22 protein-coding genes are annotated in these 19,411 nt (G+C 71.4%); 17 read left to right on the forward strand and 5 right to left on the reverse strand.

Annotation, left to right across the window (positions count from 1 at the left end):
* The coding region (locus ACTWQJ_RS02645; RefSeq protein ID WP_443304985.1) for a helix-hairpin-helix domain-containing protein at positions 1 to 1,079 on the forward strand (1,079 nt) is incomplete at its 5' end.
* Between the two features lie 100 nt (positions 1,080 to 1,179).
* On the opposite strand, the gene ACTWQJ_RS02650 is transcribed toward ACTWQJ_RS02645, so the two are convergent.
* The gene (locus ACTWQJ_RS02650; protein ID WP_443304986.1) at positions 1,180 to 1,344 is read right to left on the reverse strand and encodes a hypothetical protein; all 165 of its coding nucleotides are present in this window, start codon (positions 1,342 to 1,344) and stop codon (positions 1,180 to 1,182) included.
* Positions 1,345 to 1,566: 222 nt separating this feature from the next.
* Here ACTWQJ_RS02650 and ACTWQJ_RS02655 point away from each other — a divergent pair, with 222 nt between their 5' ends.
* The 4 genes from ACTWQJ_RS02655 (at position 1,567) to ACTWQJ_RS02670 (ending at position 5,575) form a co-directional block, all read left to right on the forward strand.
* Positions 1,567 to 2,784, forward strand: a complete 1,218-nt coding sequence (locus tag ACTWQJ_RS02655; protein ID WP_443304988.1) for an NYN domain-containing protein — start codon at positions 1,567 to 1,569, stop codon at positions 2,782 to 2,784.
* 176 nt (positions 2,785 to 2,960) lie between these two features.
* A complete protein-coding gene (locus ACTWQJ_RS02660) occupies positions 2,961 to 3,935 on the forward strand; it encodes an ABC transporter ATP-binding protein (RefSeq protein WP_129797540.1) in 975 nt (324 codons plus the stop codon).
* Positions 3,936 to 4,038: 103 nt separating this feature from the next.
* Positions 4,039 to 4,860, forward strand: coding sequence for an ABC transporter permease (locus tag ACTWQJ_RS02665; RefSeq protein ID WP_443304989.1), 822 nt, complete (start codon positions 4,039 to 4,041; stop codon positions 4,858 to 4,860).
* Between the two features lie 34 nt (positions 4,861 to 4,894).
* Positions 4,895 to 5,575, forward strand: coding sequence for an AAA family ATPase (locus tag ACTWQJ_RS02670; RefSeq protein ID WP_443304990.1), 681 nt, complete (start codon positions 4,895 to 4,897; stop codon positions 5,573 to 5,575).
* 276 nt (positions 5,576 to 5,851) lie between these two features.
* Here ACTWQJ_RS02670 and ybaK read toward each other — a convergent pair whose 3' ends face one another.
* From ybaK to ACTWQJ_RS02685, 3 genes are all read right to left on the reverse strand, one after another.
* A complete protein-coding gene (gene ybaK / locus ACTWQJ_RS02675) occupies positions 5,852 to 6,406 on the reverse strand; it encodes a Cys-tRNA(Pro) deacylase (RefSeq protein WP_443304991.1) in 555 nt (184 codons plus the stop codon).
* Between the two features lie 16 nt (positions 6,407 to 6,422).
* A complete protein-coding gene (locus ACTWQJ_RS02680; protein ID WP_443304992.1) occupies positions 6,423 to 7,163 on the reverse strand; it encodes an LON peptidase substrate-binding domain-containing protein in 741 nt (246 codons plus the stop codon).
* Positions 7,164 to 7,233: 70 nt separating this feature from the next.
* The gene (locus tag ACTWQJ_RS02685) at positions 7,234 to 8,814 is read right to left on the reverse strand and encodes an oxidoreductase (protein ID WP_443304993.1); all 1,581 of its coding nucleotides are present in this window, start codon (positions 8,812 to 8,814) and stop codon (positions 7,234 to 7,236) included.
* A gap of 157 nt (positions 8,815 to 8,971) precedes the next feature.
* On the opposite strand from ACTWQJ_RS02685, the gene hisD reads away from it, so the two are divergent.
* From hisD to ACTWQJ_RS02735, 10 genes are all read left to right on the forward strand, one after another.
* Positions 8,972 to 10,297 (forward strand): histidinol dehydrogenase, encoded by a 1,326-nt coding sequence (gene hisD / locus ACTWQJ_RS02690; RefSeq protein ID WP_443304994.1) that lies wholly within the window; start codon positions 8,972 to 8,974, stop codon positions 10,295 to 10,297.
* Positions 10,294 to 11,430: a histidinol-phosphate transaminase gene (locus ACTWQJ_RS02695; protein WP_443304995.1), complete on the forward strand. Its 1,137-nt coding sequence runs from the start codon at positions 10,294 to 10,296 to the stop codon at positions 11,428 to 11,430. Before hisD ends, ACTWQJ_RS02695 begins: the two co-directional genes overlap by 4 nt.
* The gene (gene hisB, locus ACTWQJ_RS02700) at positions 11,427 to 12,020 is read left to right on the forward strand and encodes an imidazoleglycerol-phosphate dehydratase HisB (RefSeq protein ID WP_030932889.1); all 594 of its coding nucleotides are present in this window, start codon (positions 11,427 to 11,429) and stop codon (positions 12,018 to 12,020) included. Before ACTWQJ_RS02695 ends, hisB begins: the two co-directional genes overlap by 4 nt.
* Positions 12,017 to 12,181: a hypothetical protein gene (locus ACTWQJ_RS02705; protein WP_165396167.1), complete on the forward strand. Its 165-nt coding sequence runs from the start codon at positions 12,017 to 12,019 to the stop codon at positions 12,179 to 12,181. The genes hisB and ACTWQJ_RS02705 overlap by 4 nt, the downstream gene beginning before the upstream one ends.
* Complete coding sequence (gene hisH / locus ACTWQJ_RS02710) at positions 12,172 to 12,825, forward strand: imidazole glycerol phosphate synthase subunit HisH (protein WP_443304996.1); 654 nt, start codon at positions 12,172 to 12,174, stop codon at positions 12,823 to 12,825. Before ACTWQJ_RS02705 ends, hisH begins: the two co-directional genes overlap by 10 nt.
* 4 nt (positions 12,826 to 12,829) lie before the next feature.
* Positions 12,830 to 13,564, forward strand: coding sequence for a bifunctional 1-(5-phosphoribosyl)-5-((5-phosphoribosylamino)methylideneamino)imidazole-4-carboxamide isomerase/phosphoribosylanthranilate isomerase PriA (gene priA, locus ACTWQJ_RS02715; RefSeq protein ID WP_443304997.1), 735 nt, complete (start codon positions 12,830 to 12,832; stop codon positions 13,562 to 13,564).
* Positions 13,561 to 13,965: a RidA family protein gene (locus tag ACTWQJ_RS02720; protein ID WP_443304998.1), complete on the forward strand. Its 405-nt coding sequence runs from the start codon at positions 13,561 to 13,563 to the stop codon at positions 13,963 to 13,965. The genes priA and ACTWQJ_RS02720 overlap by 4 nt, the downstream gene beginning before the upstream one ends.
* Entirely contained in the window at positions 13,962 to 14,717 is a 756-nt protein-coding gene (gene hisF / locus ACTWQJ_RS02725; protein ID WP_385509336.1) for an imidazole glycerol phosphate synthase subunit HisF, read from the forward strand. The genes ACTWQJ_RS02720 and hisF overlap by 4 nt, the downstream gene beginning before the upstream one ends.
* A 108-nt stretch (positions 14,718 to 14,825) precedes the next feature.
* Positions 14,826 to 15,413, forward strand: coding sequence for an ArsR/SmtB family transcription factor (locus tag ACTWQJ_RS02730; RefSeq protein WP_443304999.1), 588 nt, complete (start codon positions 14,826 to 14,828; stop codon positions 15,411 to 15,413).
* A gap of 113 nt (positions 15,414 to 15,526) precedes the next feature.
* Complete coding sequence (locus ACTWQJ_RS02735; RefSeq protein ID WP_443305027.1) at positions 15,527 to 16,747, forward strand: MFS transporter; 1,221 nt, start codon at positions 15,527 to 15,529, stop codon at positions 16,745 to 16,747.
* Positions 16,748 to 16,757: 10 nt separating this feature from the next.
* Here the strand turns inward: ACTWQJ_RS02735 and ACTWQJ_RS02740 are convergent, their stop codons facing one another.
* Positions 16,758 to 17,393 carry a TIGR03085 family metal-binding protein gene (locus ACTWQJ_RS02740; protein ID WP_443305001.1) on the reverse strand — a complete coding sequence of 212 codons (636 nt, stop codon included), beginning with the start codon at positions 17,391 to 17,393 and terminating at the stop codon, positions 16,758 to 16,760.
* Between the two features lie 81 nt (positions 17,394 to 17,474).
* Between ACTWQJ_RS02740 and hisI the strand changes: the two genes are divergently transcribed.
* Together hisI and ACTWQJ_RS02750 are read left to right on the forward strand one after the other, a co-directional pair.
* Entirely contained in the window at positions 17,475 to 17,879 is a 405-nt protein-coding gene (gene hisI / locus ACTWQJ_RS02745; protein ID WP_443305002.1) for a phosphoribosyl-AMP cyclohydrolase, read from the forward strand.
* 11 nt (positions 17,880 to 17,890) lie between these two features.
* The gene (locus tag ACTWQJ_RS02750; protein ID WP_385509332.1) at positions 17,891 to 19,408 is read left to right on the forward strand and encodes an anthranilate synthase component I; all 1,518 of its coding nucleotides are present in this window, start codon (positions 17,891 to 17,893) and stop codon (positions 19,406 to 19,408) included.
* Positions 19,409 to 19,411 lie beyond the last annotated feature (3 nt).

Consider the following 19,411-nt stretch of genomic DNA (forward strand, 5'->3'; position numbering starts at 1 on the left):
ACCTCAACGAGTGCCGCCGCATGGGCATCAAGGTGCTCCCGCCGAACGTCAACGAGTCCGAGTCCAACTTCGCCGCGCAGGGCGACGACGTGATCCTCTTCGGCCTGTCCGCCGTGCGCAACGTCGGCACCAACGTCGTCGAGTCGATCATCAAGTGCCGCAAGGCCAAGGGGAAGTACGCCTCGTTCCCCGACTATCTCGACAAGGTCGAGGCGGTCGTCTGCAACAAGCGCACCACGGAATCGCTGATCAAGGCCGGCGCCTTCGACTCGATGGGCCACACCCGCAAGGGACTGATGGCGCAGTACGAGCCGATGATCGACAACGTGGTCGCGGTCAAGCGCAAGGAGGCCGAGGGCCAGTTCGACCTCTTCGGCGGCATGGGCGAGGACGACACCAGCGAGCCCGGGTTCGGGCTCGACGTGGAGTTCTCCACCGAGGAGTGGGACAAGACCTATCTCCTCGCCCAGGAGCGGGAGATGCTCGGCCTGTATGTCTCCGACCACCCGCTCTTCGGCCTGGAGCACGTGCTGTCGGACAAGGCCGACGCGGGCATCGCCCAGCTCACCGGCGGTGAGCACGCGGACGGCGCGGTCGTCACCATCGGCGGCATCATCTCGGGCCTCCAGCGCAAGATGACCAAGCAGGGCAACGCCTGGGCGATCGCCACCGTCGAGGACCTCGCGGGCTCCATCGAGTGCATGTTCTTCCCGGCGACCTACCAGCTGGTGTCGACCCAACTCGTCGAGGACGCCGTGGTGTTCGTCAAGGGACGCCTCGACAAACGCGAGGACGTGCCGCGCCTGGTCGCGATGGAGCTGATGGTCCCCGACCTGTCGAACGCGGGCACCAACGCGCCCGTGGTGCTCACCATCCCGGCGACGAGGGTCACCCCGCCCATGGTCAGCCGGCTCGGCGAGATCCTCAGTCACCACAAGGGCGACAGTGAGGTGCGCATCAAGCTCCAGGGGCCGACCAAGACGACCGTGCTGCGGCTGGACCGGCACCGGGTGAAGCCGGATCCGGCACTGTTCGGCGATCTGAAGGTGCTGCTGGGCCCGTCCTGCCTCGCAGGCTGAGCACTCGCAGGCTGAGCAATCGACGTACGCGAGGGGCGCATCCGGTACCGGATGCGCCCCTTGTCATGTGCCTGGGCTGCAACAGCCCGTCACGCAGATGTCAGTTGTGGCCGAAGCGCTTGTGTCGCCCCTTGCGGGCCATGTCGCCGGGCGTCACCTGCGCAGCGTGCTCCTCGGCGTCCGGCTCCAGCGAGGACTGCCGGCCCTCGTGCTGGCCGCGCTCGGACTGGGGCTGCTTTCGGTCACGGTTCTTGTTCTTGGCCATGGTGATGCCTCCTGTGGGGGATCTAGGGGCCAGGGCCGGGACCAGATTCACATAGGCTGACAACAAGCGCATTTCGGATAATTACCGTATGTAACAGGCGTTGTCGTCGAGCGAATCCCGGAAACGCCACGCCGAAGATCGAGTTCGGGCCGTTAACCCACGCGTGGTCGGGCAGACTCGAAGCAAGCCCGAAGCAAACCTCCCGGGAAGAGGGTGAGTCGTGTGGACCGCTGCATCGTCCTGGTGGACGCCGGGTATCTGCTGGGGGCCGCCGCAAGTCTCCTCGCCGGAGAACCCTCGCGGTCCCGCATCACCGTCGACCACACCGCTCTCATCCACGGTCTGCGTGAACGCGCCGAGTCCGACACGGAACGACCACTGCTGCGCATCTACTGGTTCGACGGCGCCCCCGACCGCGTCCCCCAGCCCGAGCACCGCAGGCTGCGCGTGATGCCCCGGGTCACGGTCCGGCTCGGCGCGCTGACCCGCAGTGACGGCCGCTGGAACCAGAAGGGCGTCGACGCCGCGATGCATGCCGAGCTCACCGAGCTGGCCCGCAACCGCGCCTGCTCCGACGTCGTCCTGGTCACCGGCGACGGCGATCTGCTGCCGGGCATGATGGCGGCCAAGGAGCACGGGGTCGCCGTACACCTGTGGGCCGTGCAGGCCGCCGACGGTGACTACAACCAGTCCGAGGACCTGGTCGCCGAGGCCGACGAGCGGCGGGTGCTCGACCGGGCGTGGATCACCAAGGCCGTACGGGCCAAGGACCTGGGCGGGGTCTGCGCACCGCCGCCCGCGCCGCGGCCCGAGATCGCCGCGATCCTCTCCGCTCCGCTGCCCGACGCCTCGCTCGCCCCGGCCGCCGAGCGGACCGCCCAGGAGGCGTCGCACCCTGCGCCGGCCGCGGCGCAGAACGGCGGCGAGGAGCGGGTGCCGGCACCCAAGGGGGTACCGACGCCGAAGGACCTGGCCGCGCTGCGGGCTCCTGGTGCCCAGGCCGCCCAGCATCCCACCACCGCGACCCTGCGCTGGTCCTCCGACAAGGGGTGGGTGGACCGGTCCGGCGCGGCCGCCGAGCCGCCCGAGGTCGCGACGATGCCGACGCTCGCGCAGCTCACCACCGCGGAGCAGCGGTGGGCCGACCGCGAGGAGGACATCACGACGGTCGGCGGGGACCCCTACGAGGTGGGGCAGGTGTTCGCCCGGCGGTGGATGTCCCGGCTCGGCGACCAGGGGCATCTGCAGAAGCTGTCCGGGATGTATCCGCGGATCCCGCATCGGATCGACGGGGAGCTGCTGCGGTACGCCGCCCGGTTCGGGCTGCTGGCGCACAAGGACGACCAGATCGACGAGCACGACCGGTATGCGATCCGGGCGGGCTTCTGGCGCGAGGTGGATGTGCGCACGGCGGCGGAGCACGCCCCCGCGGGGGAGTAGCGGCCTGCGAGCGGGGATCTGGTCGGCATGGCCGATTCCGGTCTGGCCGGAATGACTGATTCCGACTGTTCTGGGTCAAGAGGCCGCCCCGGGCGTGGGCGGAAGGCGCGGACCCCGTAGTCTCGTCCCTTGTGAGTACGCGTGCGGCACAGGCCTTCCGGGACAGTGGCGAGGTCGTGTGCGCGGTACGCGGACTGACCAAGACCTACCCCGCGGTCCGCGCGCGGCGCGGGGCACCGGGGACGCCCGAGGTGCGGGCCACCGACGACGTACGGCTGGAAGTGCGGCGGGGTGAGATCTTCGGGCTGCTCGGGCCGAACGGGGCCGGCAAGTCCACCCTCGTACGACAGCTCACCGGGCTGATGCGGCCCGACCGCGGCAGTGTCGAGATCCTCGGGCACGACATCGTGCGCCATCCGGAGCGTGCCTCGCGCCTTCTCGCCTACCTCGGGCAGGAGTCCACCGCCCTCGATGAACTCACGGTGTCCCTCGCCGCCGAGACCACCGGGCGGCTGCGCGGCCTGGACGTGCGGCGGGCCCGGGCCGAGCGGGACGCCGTACTCGACGAACTGGGGCTGACCGAGATCGCCGGGCGGCCGCTGAAGAAGCTGTCCGGCGGGCAGCGGCGGCTGGCCTGTGTCGCGGCGGCGCTGGTGGGGGAACGGCCGCTGCTCGTCCTCGACGAGCCGACCGCCGCCATGGACCCGGTGGCCCGCCGGGCGGTGTGGTCCGCCGTCGACCGGCGGCGCGGCGAGCGCGGGACGACCGTGGTGCTGGTCACCCACAACGTCATCGAGGCCGAGACCGTGCTCGACCGGGTCGCCGTCCTGGACAGGGGACGCGTGATCGCCTGCGACTCGCCCTCCGGGCTGAAGGAGCGGGTCGCCGGCGAGGTGCGGGTCGAGCTGGTGTGGCGGGAGCGGGCGCCGCTCGACGTGCCCGAGGTGGCCGCGCTGCGGGACCGGGCCGTGGAGTCCGGGCGCCGCTGGACGTTGCGGCTGGCCCCCGACGAGGCCCGCGCGGTCGTGTCCACGGTCACCGGCGGGGCCGCCTTCGCCGCCCTCGACGACTTCACCCTGGCCACGCCGAGCCTGGAGGACGTGTACATGGCGCTGGGCGGCGCCGCCGAGCAGGGACTGGTGAAGGCGTGAGCGAGCAGGCCGTGGGCACGTCGGTCTTGAATGGAGGGGCCGTCGTATCCGTAAGGAACAGGGCGACCGCCGAAGTGAACCCCAGAAAGGGGAGCAGCGCGACGTGAGTGCCGTACCCACAGAGGTTCTGCCGGGCAGCGCCCGGACCCTGGACGGTCCGGTCGTGGGCCCGGCCGAACTCGCGCCGCCCGCGCGGCTGTGGCCGTCTCTCGCGGCCGTGTACCGGGCACAGCTGTCCCGGGCACGGGTGGCCCGGATCCCGCTGCTGTTCGTGGCGACCTTCCAGTCCATCGGCATCATGATCATGATGCGCGGGGTCGTGGACGGCGGGGGCGAGGCCCAGACGGTGGTGGCCGGCTCGTCGGTCGTGGTCGTCGCCTTCGTCGCGCTGAACCTCCTCGCGCAGTACTTCGGGCAGCTCCGCGCCACCGGCGGGCTCGACCACTACGCCACGCTGCCGGTACCGCCCGCGGCGGTGGTGCTGGGGGCGGCGGGGGCGTACGCGTCCTTCACCGTGCCGGGGACGCTGGTGACGGCCGTCGTCGGGTGCGTGCTGTTCGGGCTGCCGCTGACCAACCTGTGGATCCTGCTCGCGGTGATCCCGCTCGCCGGCGCGGCGCTCTCCGGACTCGGCGCGGTCTTCGGGCTGCTGGCGCCGCGGCCGGAGCTGGCCACGCTGCTGGGGCAGCTGGGGATGTCGGCGGCGCTGCTCCTCGGCGTGCTGCCGCCGGAGCGGATGCCGGAGATCGTGCGGTTCGCCCGGGATCTGCTGCCGTCGACGTACGGGGTGGAGGCGTACGCGCGGACCTTCTCGGCCAGCCCCGAGTGGGCCGTGGTCGCTGGTGACCTCGCCGTCTGTGCGGGGGTCGGGGTGATCTCGCTGGCCGCCGCCACCTGGGCGTACCGCCGGGCTGCCGTCCGGTGACGCGCCGCCCGGGTGGGCCTGGCACGATGTCAGGGTGACAGCTCCGTTGACACCGCCTCCGCCGCCGCATGAACAGTCCTCGCACAGTGCGTGGCCGCCTGCCCCCGGCGGGTCCGGACACGTGGTCGGCGCGCCTGATCACGTCGCTCACGGAACCAAGGATCAGGACGGTCCCGGGATGAAGACCGAAGTGCGGGAGGCCGCCGTGATCACGGTGGCGGTGGCGCTCGGTGGGGCGCTGCTCGGGGTGCTGTGGTGCTGGCTGGCGCCTCGGGTGCCGCTGGTCGGTGACGTGGTGGACGACACATGGGTCGTGTACCTCAAGGACACCGAGGGGGAGCAGTCGATCGGGGTCGACGGAACGTTCACTCTGCTTGCGTTGGCGTTCGGGTTCGTCAGTGCGGTCGTGGTGTTCGTGCTGCGGCGGCGTGGGGGCGTGCCGGTGGTGGTGGCGCTGGGGGTCGGGGGGTTGCTCGGGTCGTTGCTCGCCTGGCGGGTGGGGGTGTGGCTCGGGCCTGCGCAGGATGTGTTGGCGCAGGCCAAGGATGTGGGTAAGGGGGTGACGTTCTCGGCGCCGTTGAGGTTGGGGGCGAAGGGGGCGTTGCTGGCGTGGTCCCTGGCCGGGTTGCTGGTGCATTTGGGGTTGACGGCGTTGTTCGGGCCTCGGGATCCGGAGCCGGTGGGGTATGGGCCTGCGGGGTATGAGCGCCCGTAGGGGTTTGAGGGCGCCCGGTGTTGGCGCTGGGGGCGGGGCGTCGCGCAGCCCGGCGCTGATGGGGTGCCGCCCGCGCCCACCCGTGCCGCCCTGGGGGTCCCCCCTCTGGGGGAGGCACGAATGCCCGCGGTTTGACGTCGGGGTCCCGCAGCTACGTCAGTCAGGCCGGGCGGTGGCCGTGGTTTGAGCGGCGTTTTTTGGTGCGCCACTTGCGCTTGCGTGTTTTCTTCGACATGTCCTTTTTCCTTAACCGAGGAAGGGCATGTCGTCGAGGGGTTACGCGCGGCCGATCCGGGCCAGGGTGGCGTTGGTGAGGTGGGCCAGGTCGTGGGGGGAGAGTTCGGCTTCCAGGCCGCGGCGGCCGGCCGAGATGCAGATCGTGGGGTGGGTGGTGGCCGAGGCGTCCAGGACCGTGGGGAGTTTCTTGCGCTGGCCCAGGGGCGAGATGCCGCCCCGGACGTAGCCCGTCGTGCGTTCCGCGAGGGTCGGGTCGGCCATCGTGGCCCGTTTGCCGCCCACCGCCGAGGCCAGGGCCTTCAGGTCCAGGGAGCCGGCCACCGGGACCACGGCCACGGTCAGGGTGCCGTCGACGTCCGCGACCAGCGTCTTGAAGACCCGGTCCGGTGAGACGCCCATCGCCTCGGCCGCCTCCTCGCCGTAGGACGGGTGGGCGGGGTCGTGGTCGTAGGAGTGGATCGTGTGGTCCACGCCCGCGGCCGTCAGCGCCACCGTCGCGGGCGTGCCGCCCACCCGTCGCCCGCCACCACCCCTATTCGAATGCGCTCCGCGCGCCCCTTTTTCCTGCTGCTGTTTCTTCGCTTTCTTCGCCATCCGGGTGTTTCCCTGTTCAGTTCAGACTCGTCGGGCCGCGCGTCAGATCCGACGCGGGCAGTGACGGCAGGCTACGGATGACGGCCGTCTCGGAGCGAAGGAGTTTCAGTTCGTCGCGCAGGCGGGACGCGGTGTCCGGCGCCTGCAGGAGCCGCTGCTTGGTCGGGATGTCGTGCATCATCGCCGCCGCCACCAGGTACGACACCACGGACGGTTCGTCCGGCAGGTCCCCGCCGGTGGTCAGCGACCGCTCCCGCGCTCCCGCCAGCCGCTTCTGGTACTGGCGGAACGCGCGCAGCACGCCCTCGGCCAGCGCCCCCGCCTCGTCGCCCGGCTCCTCCGCCAGCTCCTCCAGTTCGGCCGTCAGATACGGCCCCGACGCGTCCACCGACCGCAGCTGCACCCGGGTCGTCCCGGTCGCCAGCACCTCGAACGTGCCGTCGGGACGCTCCCGGATCGTCGCGGCGTCGGCCACGCAGCCCACGCCGTGGAAGGCCTTGGCCGGGTCGCTGCCGAAGCCGGCCGCGGATCCCCGCTCGGGCAGGGCCGTCGGGTCGGGCATGCCGGGCGCGCTCGGTGCCACCTCATGGCCGTCGCGGATCGCCACGACGGCGAAGCGGCGCGGTTCGTCCTCGGGGGTCTTCAGGAGCGCGCGCATCATGGCGCGATAGCGCTCCTCGAAGATGTTCAGGGGGAGCACGAGCCCCGGGAACAGTACAGAGTTCAGGGGGAAGAGCGGCAGCCGGACGGTGGTCACGACGCAAGAGCCTAATGGTCGTCGGAGGGCACGCGTCCGCCGCGCACGTTCCGCGGGCCGGTGAGCCCGCTCAGTTGCGCCGCAGCAGCCGGGTCGCCCCCGCCGCCACCGTCGTCGCGAGGACCCAGCCCAGCAGGATCAGTGCGGCCGCCAGCCACTGCCAGCCGCCGTGCAGCTGCCAGTAGCCCACCTGGCCCAGCTCGATGACCGGAAGCAGCAGGTCGAGGGCGAAGAGGGCCGGGTTCCAGGGCGGGTCCCCGGCATTGGCACCGGCCTGGGGCCGCCCGGCGTACCAGAAGGCGAGCGAGCCCGCCGCCCACAGCACCGCCATCCACACCGCGGCCCGCCCCGGCCGGTATCCGTAGGCCACCGTCAGGTCCTGTGCGTACCCCCAGAGCTTGGCGGCCGGCGGCAGGGTCTCGCGGCGGCGGCGCTGTTTGGCGAGCAGCACCTCGCGGGCGTCCTCGTCCTCACCGCCGTTGCGCAGTACGGCGGCCAGGCGCTCGTACGGCTCCGGGTGGTACTCGGCGGTGGCGGCGGCCACCCAGTCGAGGCGCTCGGACAGCGGGAACGGGCCCTGCGGCACCAGGTTCTCGTACGCGAAACCGGGCATGTGCAGATTGCCCGGGCCCGGCCAGCTGCCCGCCCGGTCGACGAGGTTGACGATCCGCGCCCCGGACAGTACGACCTTGCCGCGCTGCGGCCGCTCCCCGAGAAAACGCAGTTCGGGCACCTGGACGCGGCGCAGCGACAACTCCTGCTCGTCGGTGAAGGTGAAGCGGGCGCGTTCGAGGTCGACCGCGTCGCCGAACCGGCCGTCGTCCAGCCGCACCCCGCCCTGGCACTCGAACCGCTGGATCCGGGTCCCGCGCGCGGGCGTCGTGCCGCTCAGCTGGATGCTGCCGACGGCCGCCGGGCTGAGGTACAGGGTGCGCTCGACGGTCAGCTGGGGCGCGTTCAGGGCGAGGCGGCTGTACGGGTTGCGCAGCCGGGCCCCGCGCAGGCTGAGTGAGACGCCGACCTGCGCGCCGCGCAGACTCAGCTCGCCGTACGACTCCAGCATCTCGGCCTGCAGGTCCTGGCCGACGGTCATGCCGTCCGCGACGATCGAGCGGCCGGTGCGGTCCCGGTGGACGACGGCCTGGTTGAGCAGCAGGTCGGTGCCGATCTGCGCGTCGGTCAGCCGGACCCCGTTGTGGAAGCGGCAGCGCGGAAGGTGCAGGTCGCCCTCGGTGTGCACCCGGGCCGCCTCCAGCCGCGGCACCGAGCAGTTCACCAGCCGTACGGTCTTGAACCGAGCCTCCGGGAGCAGGACCTCCTGCTCGAAGCGGCAGTCCCGCAGCTCGACGTACGGCGTCACCGAGCCGCCCGCGAGGTCCAGGCTGCCGCTGATCCGCACGCCGGTCAGCTTCAGCGAGGAGACGCGGCCGGCGAGGGCGGGCGGCCCGTCGAGGAGCAGCCAGCACACTATGCGGGCCCGCACGGTCCGCTCGGGGCCCCACGCGTGCCCGCCGTGCGGATCGTCGACGACGGTGTCCCCGCTGCTCAGGTCGTACGCGGTGCCGTTGCGGAAGGCCTGCCACATGCCGGCCTCGGCGGCGGTCAGATCGTCCGGCAGGTCCCCGTCCCGGATGCCGGCCCCCTCGCTCACGGTGCTTCTTCCTCCTGTTGCTCATGGGTTTCGTACAACCGTTCATGCCCGCTGAGTGACGCCCCGAACGCTGAAAGTGAAGGGGATCTTCCGGGTCGTGTATCAGCCATTGATACGCGCGAACGGCGTCCCATCCGGGTCTGCGAGAATTGAGCACGTGATCTCCCGAATCGATCTGCGCGGCGACACCCTCCCGGAGGGCCCCGCCCTGCGCGACCTGCTGCCCCGAGCCGACTTCGACGTCTCGGCCGCCCTGGAGAAGGTGCGCCCGATCTGCGAGGCCGTGCATCATCGGGGCGACGCGGCGCTGATCGACTTCGCCGAGAAGTTCGACGGCGTGAAGCTCGACCAGGTGCGGGTGCCGGCCGCGGCGCTGACCCGTGCCCTGGAGGAACTCGACCCGGCCGTGCGCGCGGCCCTGGAGGAGTCCATCCGCCGCGCCCGCCTCGTCCACCGCGAGCAGCGCCGCACGTCCCACACCACCCAGGTCGTGCCCGGCGGCTCGGTGACCGAGAAGTGGGTGCCGGTGGACCGCGTGGGGCTGTACGCCCCCGGCGGCCGGTCCGTCTACCCGTCCTCCGTGATCATGAACGTCGTGCCCGCCCAGGAGGCCGGCGTCGAGTCGATCGCGCTCGCCTCGCCCGCCCAGGCCGAGTTCAACGGCCTGCCGCACCCGACGATCCTCGCCGCGTGCGCGCTGCTGGGCGTCGACGAGGTGTACGCCGCCGGCGGTGCCACGGCCGTCGCGATGTTCGCGTACGGCACCGAGTCCTGCCCGCCCGCCAACATGGTCACCGGCCCCGGCAACATCTGGGTCGCCGCCGCCAAGCGCTACTTCACCGGCAAGATCGGCATCGACGCCGAGGCCGGCCCGACCGAGATCGCGATCCTCGCGGACGAGACGGCCGATCCGGTGCACGTCGCCTCCGACCTGATCAGCCAGGCCGAGCACGACCCGCTCGCCGCCGCCGTCCTCGTCACCGACTCCGTCGAGCTGGCGGACGCGGTGGAGAAGGAGCTGGAGCCGCAGGTCGCGGCCACCAGGCATATCGAGGACCGGATCCGCCCGGCGCTCGCCGGCAAGCAGTCCGCGGTCGTGCTGGTGGACGGGATCGAGGAGGGGCTGCGCGTCGTCGACGCGTACGGCGCCGAGCACCTGGAGATCCAGACCCGCCAGGCCTCCGAAGTCGCCGACCGGGTCCGCAACGCGGGTGCGATCTTCATCGGTCCCTGGGCGCCCGTCTCGCTCGGCGACTACGCGGCCGGCTCCAACCACGTCCTGCCCACCGGCGGCTGTGCCTGCCACTCCTCGGGCCTGTCCGTGCAGTCCTTCCTGCGCGGCATCCACATCGTCGACTACACGCGGGACGCACTGGCCGAGGTCGCGCACCATGTGGTGACGCTGGCAGAGGCGGAAGACCTGCCGGCGCACGGCGCGGCGATCAAGGCGAGGTTCGGTTGGAAGGTACCCGAAGGCAAGTGACAGGCATCGACGATCTCCCCGTACGGGACGAGCTGCGCGGCAAGTCCCCCTACGGCGCGCCCCAGTTGGACGTTCCCGTACGGCTCAACACCAACGAGAACCCCTACCCGCTGCCCGAGCCGCTGGTCGAACGGATCGCCGAGCGGGTGCGTGAGGCGGCCCGGAACCTCAACCGCTACCCGGACCGGGACGCGGTCGAGCTGCGCACGAAGCTCGCCGAGTACCTGACGAACACGTCGGGCTACGAGGTCGGCCCCGCGAACGTCTGGGCCGCCAACGGCTCCAACGAGGTCATCCAGCAGTTGCTGCAGACCTTCGGCGGACCGGGCCGCACGGCGATCGGCTTCGAACCGTCGTACTCGATGCACGGCCTGATCGCGCGTGGCACGGGCACCGGCTGGATCTCCGGGCCGCGGGGTGACGACTTCACCATCGACCTCGCGGCGGCCGAGAAGGCCATCGCCGAGAACCAGCCCGACGTCGTCTTCATCACCACCCCCAACAACCCCACGGGCAACGCGGTTCCGCCCGAGACGGTCCTCGCGCTGTACGAGGCCGCGCAGGCGGCGAAGCCGTCGATGGTGGTGGTCGACGAGGCGTACATCGAGTTCAGCCACGGCGCCTCGCTGCTGCCGCTGTTGGAGGGCCGCCCGCACCTCGTCATCTCGCGGACCATGTCGAAGGCGTTCGGGGCGGCCGGCCTGCGCCTCGGCTATCTCGCCGCGCACCCGCCCGTCGTGGACGCGGTGCAGCTCGTACGGCTGCCGTACCACCTGTCGGCCGTCACCCAGGCGACCGCGCTGGCCGCCCTGGAGCACACCGACACCCTGCTCGGCTATGTCGAGCAGCTGAAGGCCGAGCGGGACCGGCTGGTCGGCGAACTGCGCGCGATCGGCTACGAGGTGACGGAGTCCGACGCGAACTTCGTACAGTTCGGGCGGTTCCCGGACGCCCAGGAGGCCTGGCGGAAGATCCTCGACCGGGGCGTCCTGGTCCGGGACAACGGCGTACCGGGGTGGCTGCGGGTCACCGCCGGAACCCCCGAAGAGAACGACGCGTTCCTCGACGCGGTCCGTGAACTACTGAGCTTGGTGGGAGACACCCCCACACCCCCGAAGGAGCAGAGCGCATGAGCCGCGTAGGACGCGTGGAGCGGGTGACGAAGGAGACCTCGGTCCTCGTCGAGATCGACCTCGACGGGTCCGGGAAGGTCGATGTGTCGACAGGTGTCGGCTTCTACGACCACATGCTCGACCAGCTCGGCCGGCACGGTCTGTTCGACCTGACCGTGAAGACCGAGGGCGACCTGCACATCGACTCGCACCACACCATCGAGGACACCGCCCTCGCGCTGGGCGCCGCCTTCAAGCAGGCGCTCGGCGACAAGGTGGGGATCTACCGCTTCGGCAACTGCACGGTCCCGCTGGACGAGTCCCTCGCCCAGGTCACCGTCGACCTCTCCGGCCGCCCGTACCTCGTGCACACCGAGCCCGAGAACATGGCACCGATGATCGGCGAGTACGACACCACGATGACCCGGCACATCCTGGAGTCCTTCGTCGCGCAGGCGCAGATCGCGCTGCACGTGCACGTGCCGTACGGGCGCAACGCACACCACATCGTGGAGTGCCAGTTCAAGGCGCTGGCGCGGGCGCTGCGGTACGCCAGCGAGCGTGACCCGCGCGCGGCCGGCATCCTGCCCTCCACGAAGGGCGCGCTGTGAACGGCACCTCGACCGTCCTGATCGTCGTCGGCCTCTTCCTCGTCGGCGGCATCGTCTCCTTCGTGAAGCAGCAGATGCCGAAGGGGCTGATCGTGCTGCTTTCCATCGGCGCCGCGATGTGTCTGGTCGCGGGCGTCCTGCGGCTGGAGGTGTGGAATTGAGCACGAAGAACGCCAAGAACGTCGTTGTGTTCGACTACGGCTTCGGCAATGTGAGGTCCGCCGAACGCGCTCTCGCGCGCGTGGGAGCCGATGTCGAGATAACCCGCGACTTCGACAGGGCCATGAACGCGGACGGCCTGCTGGTGCCCGGCGTCGGTGCCTTCGCCGCCTGCATGACGGGCCTGAAGGAGGCGCGCGGCGACTGGATCGTCGACCGGCGGCTGGCCGGCGGGCGCCCCGTGATGGGCATCTGCGTCGGTATGCAGATTCTCTTCGCGCGCGGCATCGAGCACGGCGTGGAGACCGAGGGCCTCGACGAGTGGCCCGGAGCGGTCGAGCCGCTCCAGGCCGACATCGTGCCGCACATGGGCTGGAACACCGTCGAGGCGCCGGCCGACTCCGAGCTGTTCGCCGGTCTGGACGCGGACGCGCGTTTCTACTTCGTGCACTCCTACGCCGTCCACGACTGGACCCTGGAGACGCACAACCCGACGCTGACCGCCCCCAAGGTGACCTGGTCGACGCACGGCAAGCCCTTCGTGGCCGCCGTGGAGAACGGCGCCCTGTGGGCCACGCAGTTCCACCCCGAGAAGTCCGGCGACGCCGGCGCGCAGCTGCTCACCAACTGGATCGGAACCCTGTAGAGACATGGCCAAGCTCGAACTCCTCCCCGCCGTCGACGTCCGCGACGGCCAGGCCGTCCGCCTCGTGCACGGCGAGTCCGGCACGGAGACCTCCTACGGCTCCCCCCTGGAGGCCGCCCTCGCCTGGCAGCGGGCGGGCGCCGAGTGGCTGCACCTGGTCGACCTCGACGCCGCGTTCGGCACCGGCGACAACCGGGAGCTGATCGCCGAGGTCGCCGAGCGCATGGCGGAGCTGCACATCAAGGTGGAGCTGTCCGGCGGCATCCGCGACGACGCCTCCCTCGCGGCTGCCCTCGCGACCGGCTGCACGCGCGTGAACCTCGGTACGGCCGCCCTGGAGACCCCCGAGTGGGTCGCCAAGGTCATCGCCGAGCACGGTGACAAGATCGCGGTCGGTCTCGACGTACGCGGCACGACTCTGCGCGGCCGCGGCTGGACTCGCGACGGCGGTGACCTCTACGAGACGCTGGAGCGCCTCGACAAGGAGGGCTGCGCGCGCTACGTCGTCACGGACATCGCCAAGGACGGCACGCTCCAAGGCCCGAACCTTCAGCTCCTGAAGAACGTCTGCGCGGCGACCGACCGGCCCGTCGTGGCCTCCGGCGGCGTGTCCTCGCTGGACGACCTGCGCGCCATCGCGGACCTCGTCCCCCTCGGTGTCGAGGGCGCCATCGTCGGGAAGGCCCTGTACGCGAAGGCGTTCACCCTGGAAGAGGCCCTGGAGGCTGTGTCGCCATGACGTCGGATGCCGTGCGGCGCATACAGAGCGGAAGCCCCTGGGAGGAGTCCTTCGGTTTCGCGCGTGCCGTCGCGGTGGGCGACCGTGTCCTGGTGGCGGGCACGACGTCCTTCAAGGGCAGCGTGCTGTACGGGGAGGGAGACCCGTACGAGCAGGCGAAGGTGGCGTTCACCAGCGCGATCGAGGCGATCGGTGAGTTCGGGCTCGGTGTCGAGTCCGTGATCAGGACGCGGATGCATCTGGCGCATCTGCGGGACATCGACGAGGCGGGACGGGCCCACAAGGAGCTCTTCGACTCCGTACGGCCCGTCACGACCCTGCTGGTCGTGGAGGGCTTCGTCGACCCACGTGTCCTGGTCTCAGTGGAACTGGAAGCATTCAGAGGAGCCGTGAACTCATGACCCTGGCGGTCCGAGTCATCCCCTGCCTGGACGTCGACAACGGCCGGGTCGTCAAGGGTGTCAATTTCCAGAACCTGCGCGACGCGGGCGACCCCGTCGAGATGGCCAAGGTGTACGACGCGGAGGGCGCCGACGAGCTGACCTTCCTGGACATCACGGCGTCGTCCGGCAACCGGGAGACGACGTACGACGTGGTGCGCCGCACCGCCGAGCAGGTGTTCATCCCGCTCACCGTCGGCGGTGGCGTGCGCACGGCCGAGGACGTGGACAAGCTGCTGCGGGCCGGCGCGGACAAGGTGGGCGTGAACACGGCCGCCATCGCCCGTCCCGACCTCATCCGCGAGATCGCAGAGCGTTTCGGCCGCCAGGTCCTGGTTCTTTCCGTGGACGCCCGGCGCACCGAGTCGGGCTCCTTCGAGGTCACGACCCACGGCGGCCGCCGCGGCACCGGTATCGACGCCGTCGAGTGGGCGCACCGGGCCGCCGAGCTGGGCGCGGGGGAGATCCTGCTCAACTCGATGGACGCGGACGGCACGAAGGACGGCTACGACCTCGAGATGATCGCCGCGGTACGCAAGCACGTCACCGTGCCGGTGATCGCCTCCGGCGGCGCGGGCAAACTGGCCGACTTCCCGCCGGCGATCGCCGCGGGCGCGGACGCCGTACTGGCGGCGTCGGTCTTCCACTTCGGCGATCTGCGCATCGGCGAGGTGAAGGCGACGCTGCGGGGGGCGGGGCATCCCGTCAGGTAAGCGGAGCTGAGCCCCGGCCGACGGCCGGGGTTTTCTCTCGGGCAGATACACAAGAGAAATTGCGCAAAATTTGTTGTGCAACTTTTCTTTCATATCTACGGTGGCGTCATGGCACGCGAGGAGAACCGCCCCATCACCGACCTGGGCACACTCAAGGCCCTGGCCCACCCACTGCGGATGCAGCTGTACCGGGGGCTGTGCGTGGCCCGCACGGCGACCGCCTCCCAGCTCGCCGACCAGGTCGACGAGGCTGTCTCGCTGGTCAGTTACCACCTGCGGAAACTCGCCGAGCACGGGCTCATCGAAGAAGCCGAGCCGCAGAGCGCGGACGGCCGGGAGCGCTGGTGGCGGCCCTCCTCGGAGGGCGTGAGCATCCGGGACAAGGACTTCCGGGACGCACCCGAGCGGGCAGCCGCGCACCTGGCGGCCACCCGGCTCTTCCACGAGCAGCGCACCGACATGTACCGCCGCTATCTCGACGAGCGGCCGACCTGGGGCCCCGAGTGGAACTCCGCCGCCCCCGACAGCGAGTCCCTGCTGCGGCTGACCGCCGCCGAGCTGGACGAGCTCCGTCAGGAGCTGGAGGCGCTCGCCAGGAAGTACGAGGCAAAGGGCCGGGCCGCCGAAGCCGCCGGCGACACCGAAGGGCGCGAGAGCGTCGCGCTGCACGTGTACGGGTTTCCGTTCCGCGTCTGAGAGAGGCCGCCTCCGTGACCGTCACCGCGCCCCTCCTACCCGAGCAGTACACCGAACGCCCCGCCCACCGCGACGGCAACGTTCTGCGCTGGCTCGCCGCCTACACCTCCTCGATGGTCGGCGACAGCGTCTACTACATCGCCCTGTCCTGGGCCGCCGTCCAGGCCGGTACGCCCTCGCAGGCCGGTGTCGTCATGTCGGTCAGCGCGCTGCCGCGAGCCGTGCTGATGCTCGGCGGCGGCGTGATCGCCGACCGGCTCGGGCCGCGCAGGGTCGCCATAGGCAGTGACGCGGTGCGCTGCGTGGCCGTGCTCGCGGTGGCCGGGCTGCTGTTCCTCACCAGCCCGGGCCTGTGGCCGCTGGCCCTGCTCGCGCTCGTCTTCGGCACCGTCGACGCCGTGTTCATGCCCGCCGTGGGCGCCCTCCCCGCGCGCGTGACCGGTCGAGGTCAGCTCGCGCGCGTGCAGGGCATGCGAAGTCTCGCGATCAGGTTCGCGAGCGTCGTCGGTGCCCCGCTCGGCGGTCTCGGTGTGGCGGTGGGCGGCGCGGCGGCCGCGTTCACGCTGGCCGGACTGCTGATCGCCGTGTCGGTGCCGCTGCTGGTCTCCGTACGCGTCCGGGAGCTCCCCCCTGACGACAACACGGCCGACAAGGCCACCGCCCGCGGTTCCACCGCCATGGGGGTCCCCCCGCTCATGGGGGTTCCCCCGCGCGAGCGAAGCCGAGCGTGGGGGAGCGACCTGGTCGCCGGACTGCGCCACATCCGCCGCCACCGCGTCCTCGCCCCGCTGATGCTGGCCATCGCCCTCGGCGACCTCGGCTTTGTCGGCCCCCTCAACGTCGGCCTGACCCTGCTGGCCGACGAACGCGGCTGGGGCGCCGCCGGGATGGGCTGGGTGCTCGCCGGGTTCGGCGGCGGCGCGGGCGCCGCATCGCTGCTGCTGACCGTGCGGGGGCGCCTGCCGCACGCCGGACAGGTCGCCGCGTACGCGATCCTCGCGGGCTCCGTCGCGATCGGCGCCCTCGCCTACGCCCCGGGTGTCGTCGCGGCCACCGGCACGGCCCTGCTCATCGGGCTGCTGGCGGGGCTCAGCGGGGTGGTGTGCGGCGCCCTGCTGCAGACCCAGGCCGACCCCGCCTACCTGGGCCGGGTCACCGCCGTCGCCGGCCTGGTCAGCCTCGGCTTCGCCCCGTTGAGCATGCCGCTGTCGGCGGCCGCCATCGGTGTCTGGGGCACCGGGCCGGTGTTCGTCGTCAGCGCGGCGGTCTGCGGGCTCGGTGGGGTCGTCGTCCTGTGCGTCCGGGATCTGCGCCGGGCCGAGCTGCCCGGCTGAGCGGCGCCCCTCAGATGCCGAGTTGCTTCGACTCCTGCAGCTTGGCGATCGCGTCCTGGTCGCCGTCCACGTCCACCTCGGCGGCGCTCTGGCGGCCGTAGACGAACAGCAGCAGTTCCGACGGCTCGCCGGTCACCGTGACGACCGGCGTGCCGCGGTGGGCGACGGCGGTCTGGCCGTCGGGGCGGCGCAGCACCAGGCCCGTGGGGGCGCTGCGGCCCATCAGGCGGGCGGTGCGTTCCAGACGGGACCACAGGGTGTCCTGGAAGACCGGGTCGAGCTCGCGGGCCGTCCAGTCCGGCTGGGCGCGGCGGACGTCCTCGGTGTGGACGTAGAACTCGACCGTGTTCGACATCTCGTCGATCTGCTTGAGCTGGAAGGGGGAGAAGCGGGGCGGGCCGGTGCGGATGAGCTGGATCAGCTCCTCGTACGGCTTCGCCGTGAACTCCTCCATCGCCTTCTCCAAGCGGGGCGCGAGCTGCTTGATCAGCATGCCCCCGGCGGCGTCGGGGCGGCGCTCGCGCACGACCACGTGCGCGGCCAGATCACGGGTCTGCCAGCCCTCGCACAGGGTGGGGGCCTCCGGACCTGCGGTCTCCAAGAGGTCGGCGAGAAGGAGCCGTTCACGCTTGGCAAAGGTCGACATGCAGTCAGCCTACGACCGGGTAGCGGGTCCGGACAGTGGACGCCGCCCGGGCTTGTCGGTGCCGCGCGGCACAATGGCCCCATGACCAGCTCGCCTCCGCCCAGCAGCCTCGACCCCGAGATCGCCGCGCGCCTCAAGCGCAGCGCCGACGGGCTCCTGCCCGCCATCGCCCAGCAGTACGACACCGGAGAGGTACTGATGCTCGGCTGGATGGACGACGAGGCACTGCACCGCACGCTCACGACCGGCCGCTGCACCTACTGGTCACGCAGCCGCCGGGAGTACTGGGTCAAGGGCGACACCTCCGGCCACGTCCAGTGGGTGAAGTCCGTCGCCCTCGACTGCGACGCCGACACCGTGCTGGTCAAGGTCGACCAGGTCGGCGCCGCCTGCCACACCGGGGCCCGCACCTGCTTCGACGTCGACGTGCTGCTGAAGGAAGCGGAACTCGGCGTACCGGCGCGCTCGGAACACCAGGATCAGTAGGGTCGGCCGCCATGGATCTCGAGACCTTCCGCAAGCTGGCCACCGACCGCCGCGTCATCCCCGTCACGCGCAAGCTCCTCGCCGACGGCGACACCCCGGTCGCGCTCTACCGCAAGCTCGCCGCCGAGCGCCCCGGCACCTTCCTCCTGGAGTCCGCGGAGAACGGCCGCGCCTGGTCCCGCTACTCCTTCATCGGCGTGCGCTCCGCCGCCACCCTCACCGAGCGCGACGGTCAGACCCACTGGCTCGGCACCCCGCCGGTCGGCGTCCCGGCCGAGGGCGACCCGCTCGCCACCCTGCGCGCCACGATCGAGGCCCTGCACACCCCGCACCAGGACGGTATGCCGCCCTTCACCGGAGGCATGGTCGGCTACCTCGGATACGACATCGTGCGCCGCCTGGAGAAGATCGGCCCCGGCGAGCGGGACGACCTGAAACTGCCCGAGCTGACCATGCTCCTGACCAGCGACCTCGCGGTGATGGACCACTGGGAGGGCTCGGTCCTGCTGATCGCCAACGCGATCAACCACAACGCCCTCGACACGGGCGTGGACGAGGCGTACGAGGACGCCGTGGCCCGCCTGGACGCCATGGAGGCGGACCTGTCGCGCGCGGTCGCCCAGCCCCCGGCCGCGCTCCCGCCGTCCGAACTGCCCGAGTACAGCGCGCTGTGGGGCGGCCCCGACTTCCAGGAGGCCGTCGAGGACATCAAGGAGCGCATCCGGGCCGGCGAGGCGTTCCAGGTCGTCCCCTCGCAGCGGTTCGAGACACCGTGCACGGCAAGCGCGCTGGACGTGTACCGGGTGCTGAGGGCGACCAACCCGTCGCCGTACATGTACCTGCTCCGCTTCGAGGGCTTCGACGTCGTCGGCTCGTCCCCCGAGGCGCTGGTCAAGGTCGAGGATGGGCAGGCCATGGTCCACCCCATCGCCGGCACCCGGCACCGCGGCGCCACCCCGCAGGAGGACCAGGCCCTCGCCGACGAACTGCTCGCCGACCCCAAGGAGCGCGCCGAGCACCTGATGCTCGTCGACCTCGGCCGCAACGACCTCGGGCGGGTCTGCGAGCCCGGCTCGGTCGAGGTCGTCGACTTCATGTCCATCGAGCGGTACTCGCACGTCATGCACATCGTCTCGACGGTGACCGGACGCGTCGCGGCCGGCCGCACCGCCTTCGACGTGCTCACGGCCTGCTTCCCGGCCGGCACCCTCTCCGGGGCGCCCAAGCCGCGCGCGATGCAGATCATCGACGAACTCGAGCCGTCCCGCCGGGGCCTGTACGGCGGCTGCGTCGGCTACCTCGACTTCGCCGGCGACTCCGACACCGCCATCGCCATCCGTACGGCCCTGCTGCGCGACGGCACGGCCTACGTCCAGGCCGGCGCGGGCATCGTCGCCGACTCCGACCCGGTCGCCGAGGACACCGAGTGCCGCAACAAGGCGGCGGCGGTACTGCGCGCGGTGCACACGGCGAACCGGCTGGGCCGACAGGACGCGAACCCTCCGGCGCAATGGGGCGCTTCTCACTGAACC

It is taken from the genome of Streptomyces sp. KR55, assembly GCF_052245645.1.
GTDB classification, from domain to species: domain Bacteria; phylum Actinomycetota; class Actinomycetes; order Streptomycetales; family Streptomycetaceae; genus Streptomyces; species Streptomyces flavusporus.

What these genes read in the sequence shown, in the direction of transcription:
- ACTWQJ_RS02650 (WP_443304986.1), bottom strand. Translation starts at nt 1,344, where the DNA reads ATGGCCAAGAACAAGAACCGTGACCGAAAGCAGCCCCAGTCCGAGCGC.
- ybaK (WP_443304991.1), bottom strand. Translation starts at nt 6,406, where the DNA reads ATGGCGAAGAAAGCGAAGAAACAGCAGCAGGAAAAAGGGGCGCGCGGA.
- hisB (WP_030932889.1), top strand. Translation starts at nt 11,427, where the DNA reads ATGAGCCGCGTAGGACGCGTGGAGCGGGTGACGAAGGAGACCTCGGTC.
- priA (WP_443304997.1), top strand. Translation starts at nt 12,830, where the DNA reads ATGGCCAAGCTCGAACTCCTCCCCGCCGTCGACGTCCGCGACGGCCAG.
- ACTWQJ_RS02720 (WP_443304998.1), top strand. Translation starts at nt 13,561, where the DNA reads ATGACGTCGGATGCCGTGCGGCGCATACAGAGCGGAAGCCCCTGGGAG.
- hisF (WP_385509336.1), top strand. Translation starts at nt 13,962, where the DNA reads ATGACCCTGGCGGTCCGAGTCATCCCCTGCCTGGACGTCGACAACGGC.
- ACTWQJ_RS02730 (WP_443304999.1), top strand. Translation starts at nt 14,826, where the DNA reads ATGGCACGCGAGGAGAACCGCCCCATCACCGACCTGGGCACACTCAAG.
- ACTWQJ_RS02735 (WP_443305027.1), top strand. Translation starts at nt 15,527, where the DNA reads ATGGTCGGCGACAGCGTCTACTACATCGCCCTGTCCTGGGCCGCCGTC.
- ACTWQJ_RS02740 (WP_443305001.1), bottom strand. Translation starts at nt 17,393, where the DNA reads ATGTCGACCTTTGCCAAGCGTGAACGGCTCCTTCTCGCCGACCTCTTG.
- hisI (WP_443305002.1), top strand. Translation starts at nt 17,475, where the DNA reads ATGACCAGCTCGCCTCCGCCCAGCAGCCTCGACCCCGAGATCGCCGCG.
- ACTWQJ_RS02750 (WP_385509332.1), top strand. Translation starts at nt 17,891, where the DNA reads ATGGATCTCGAGACCTTCCGCAAGCTGGCCACCGACCGCCGCGTCATC.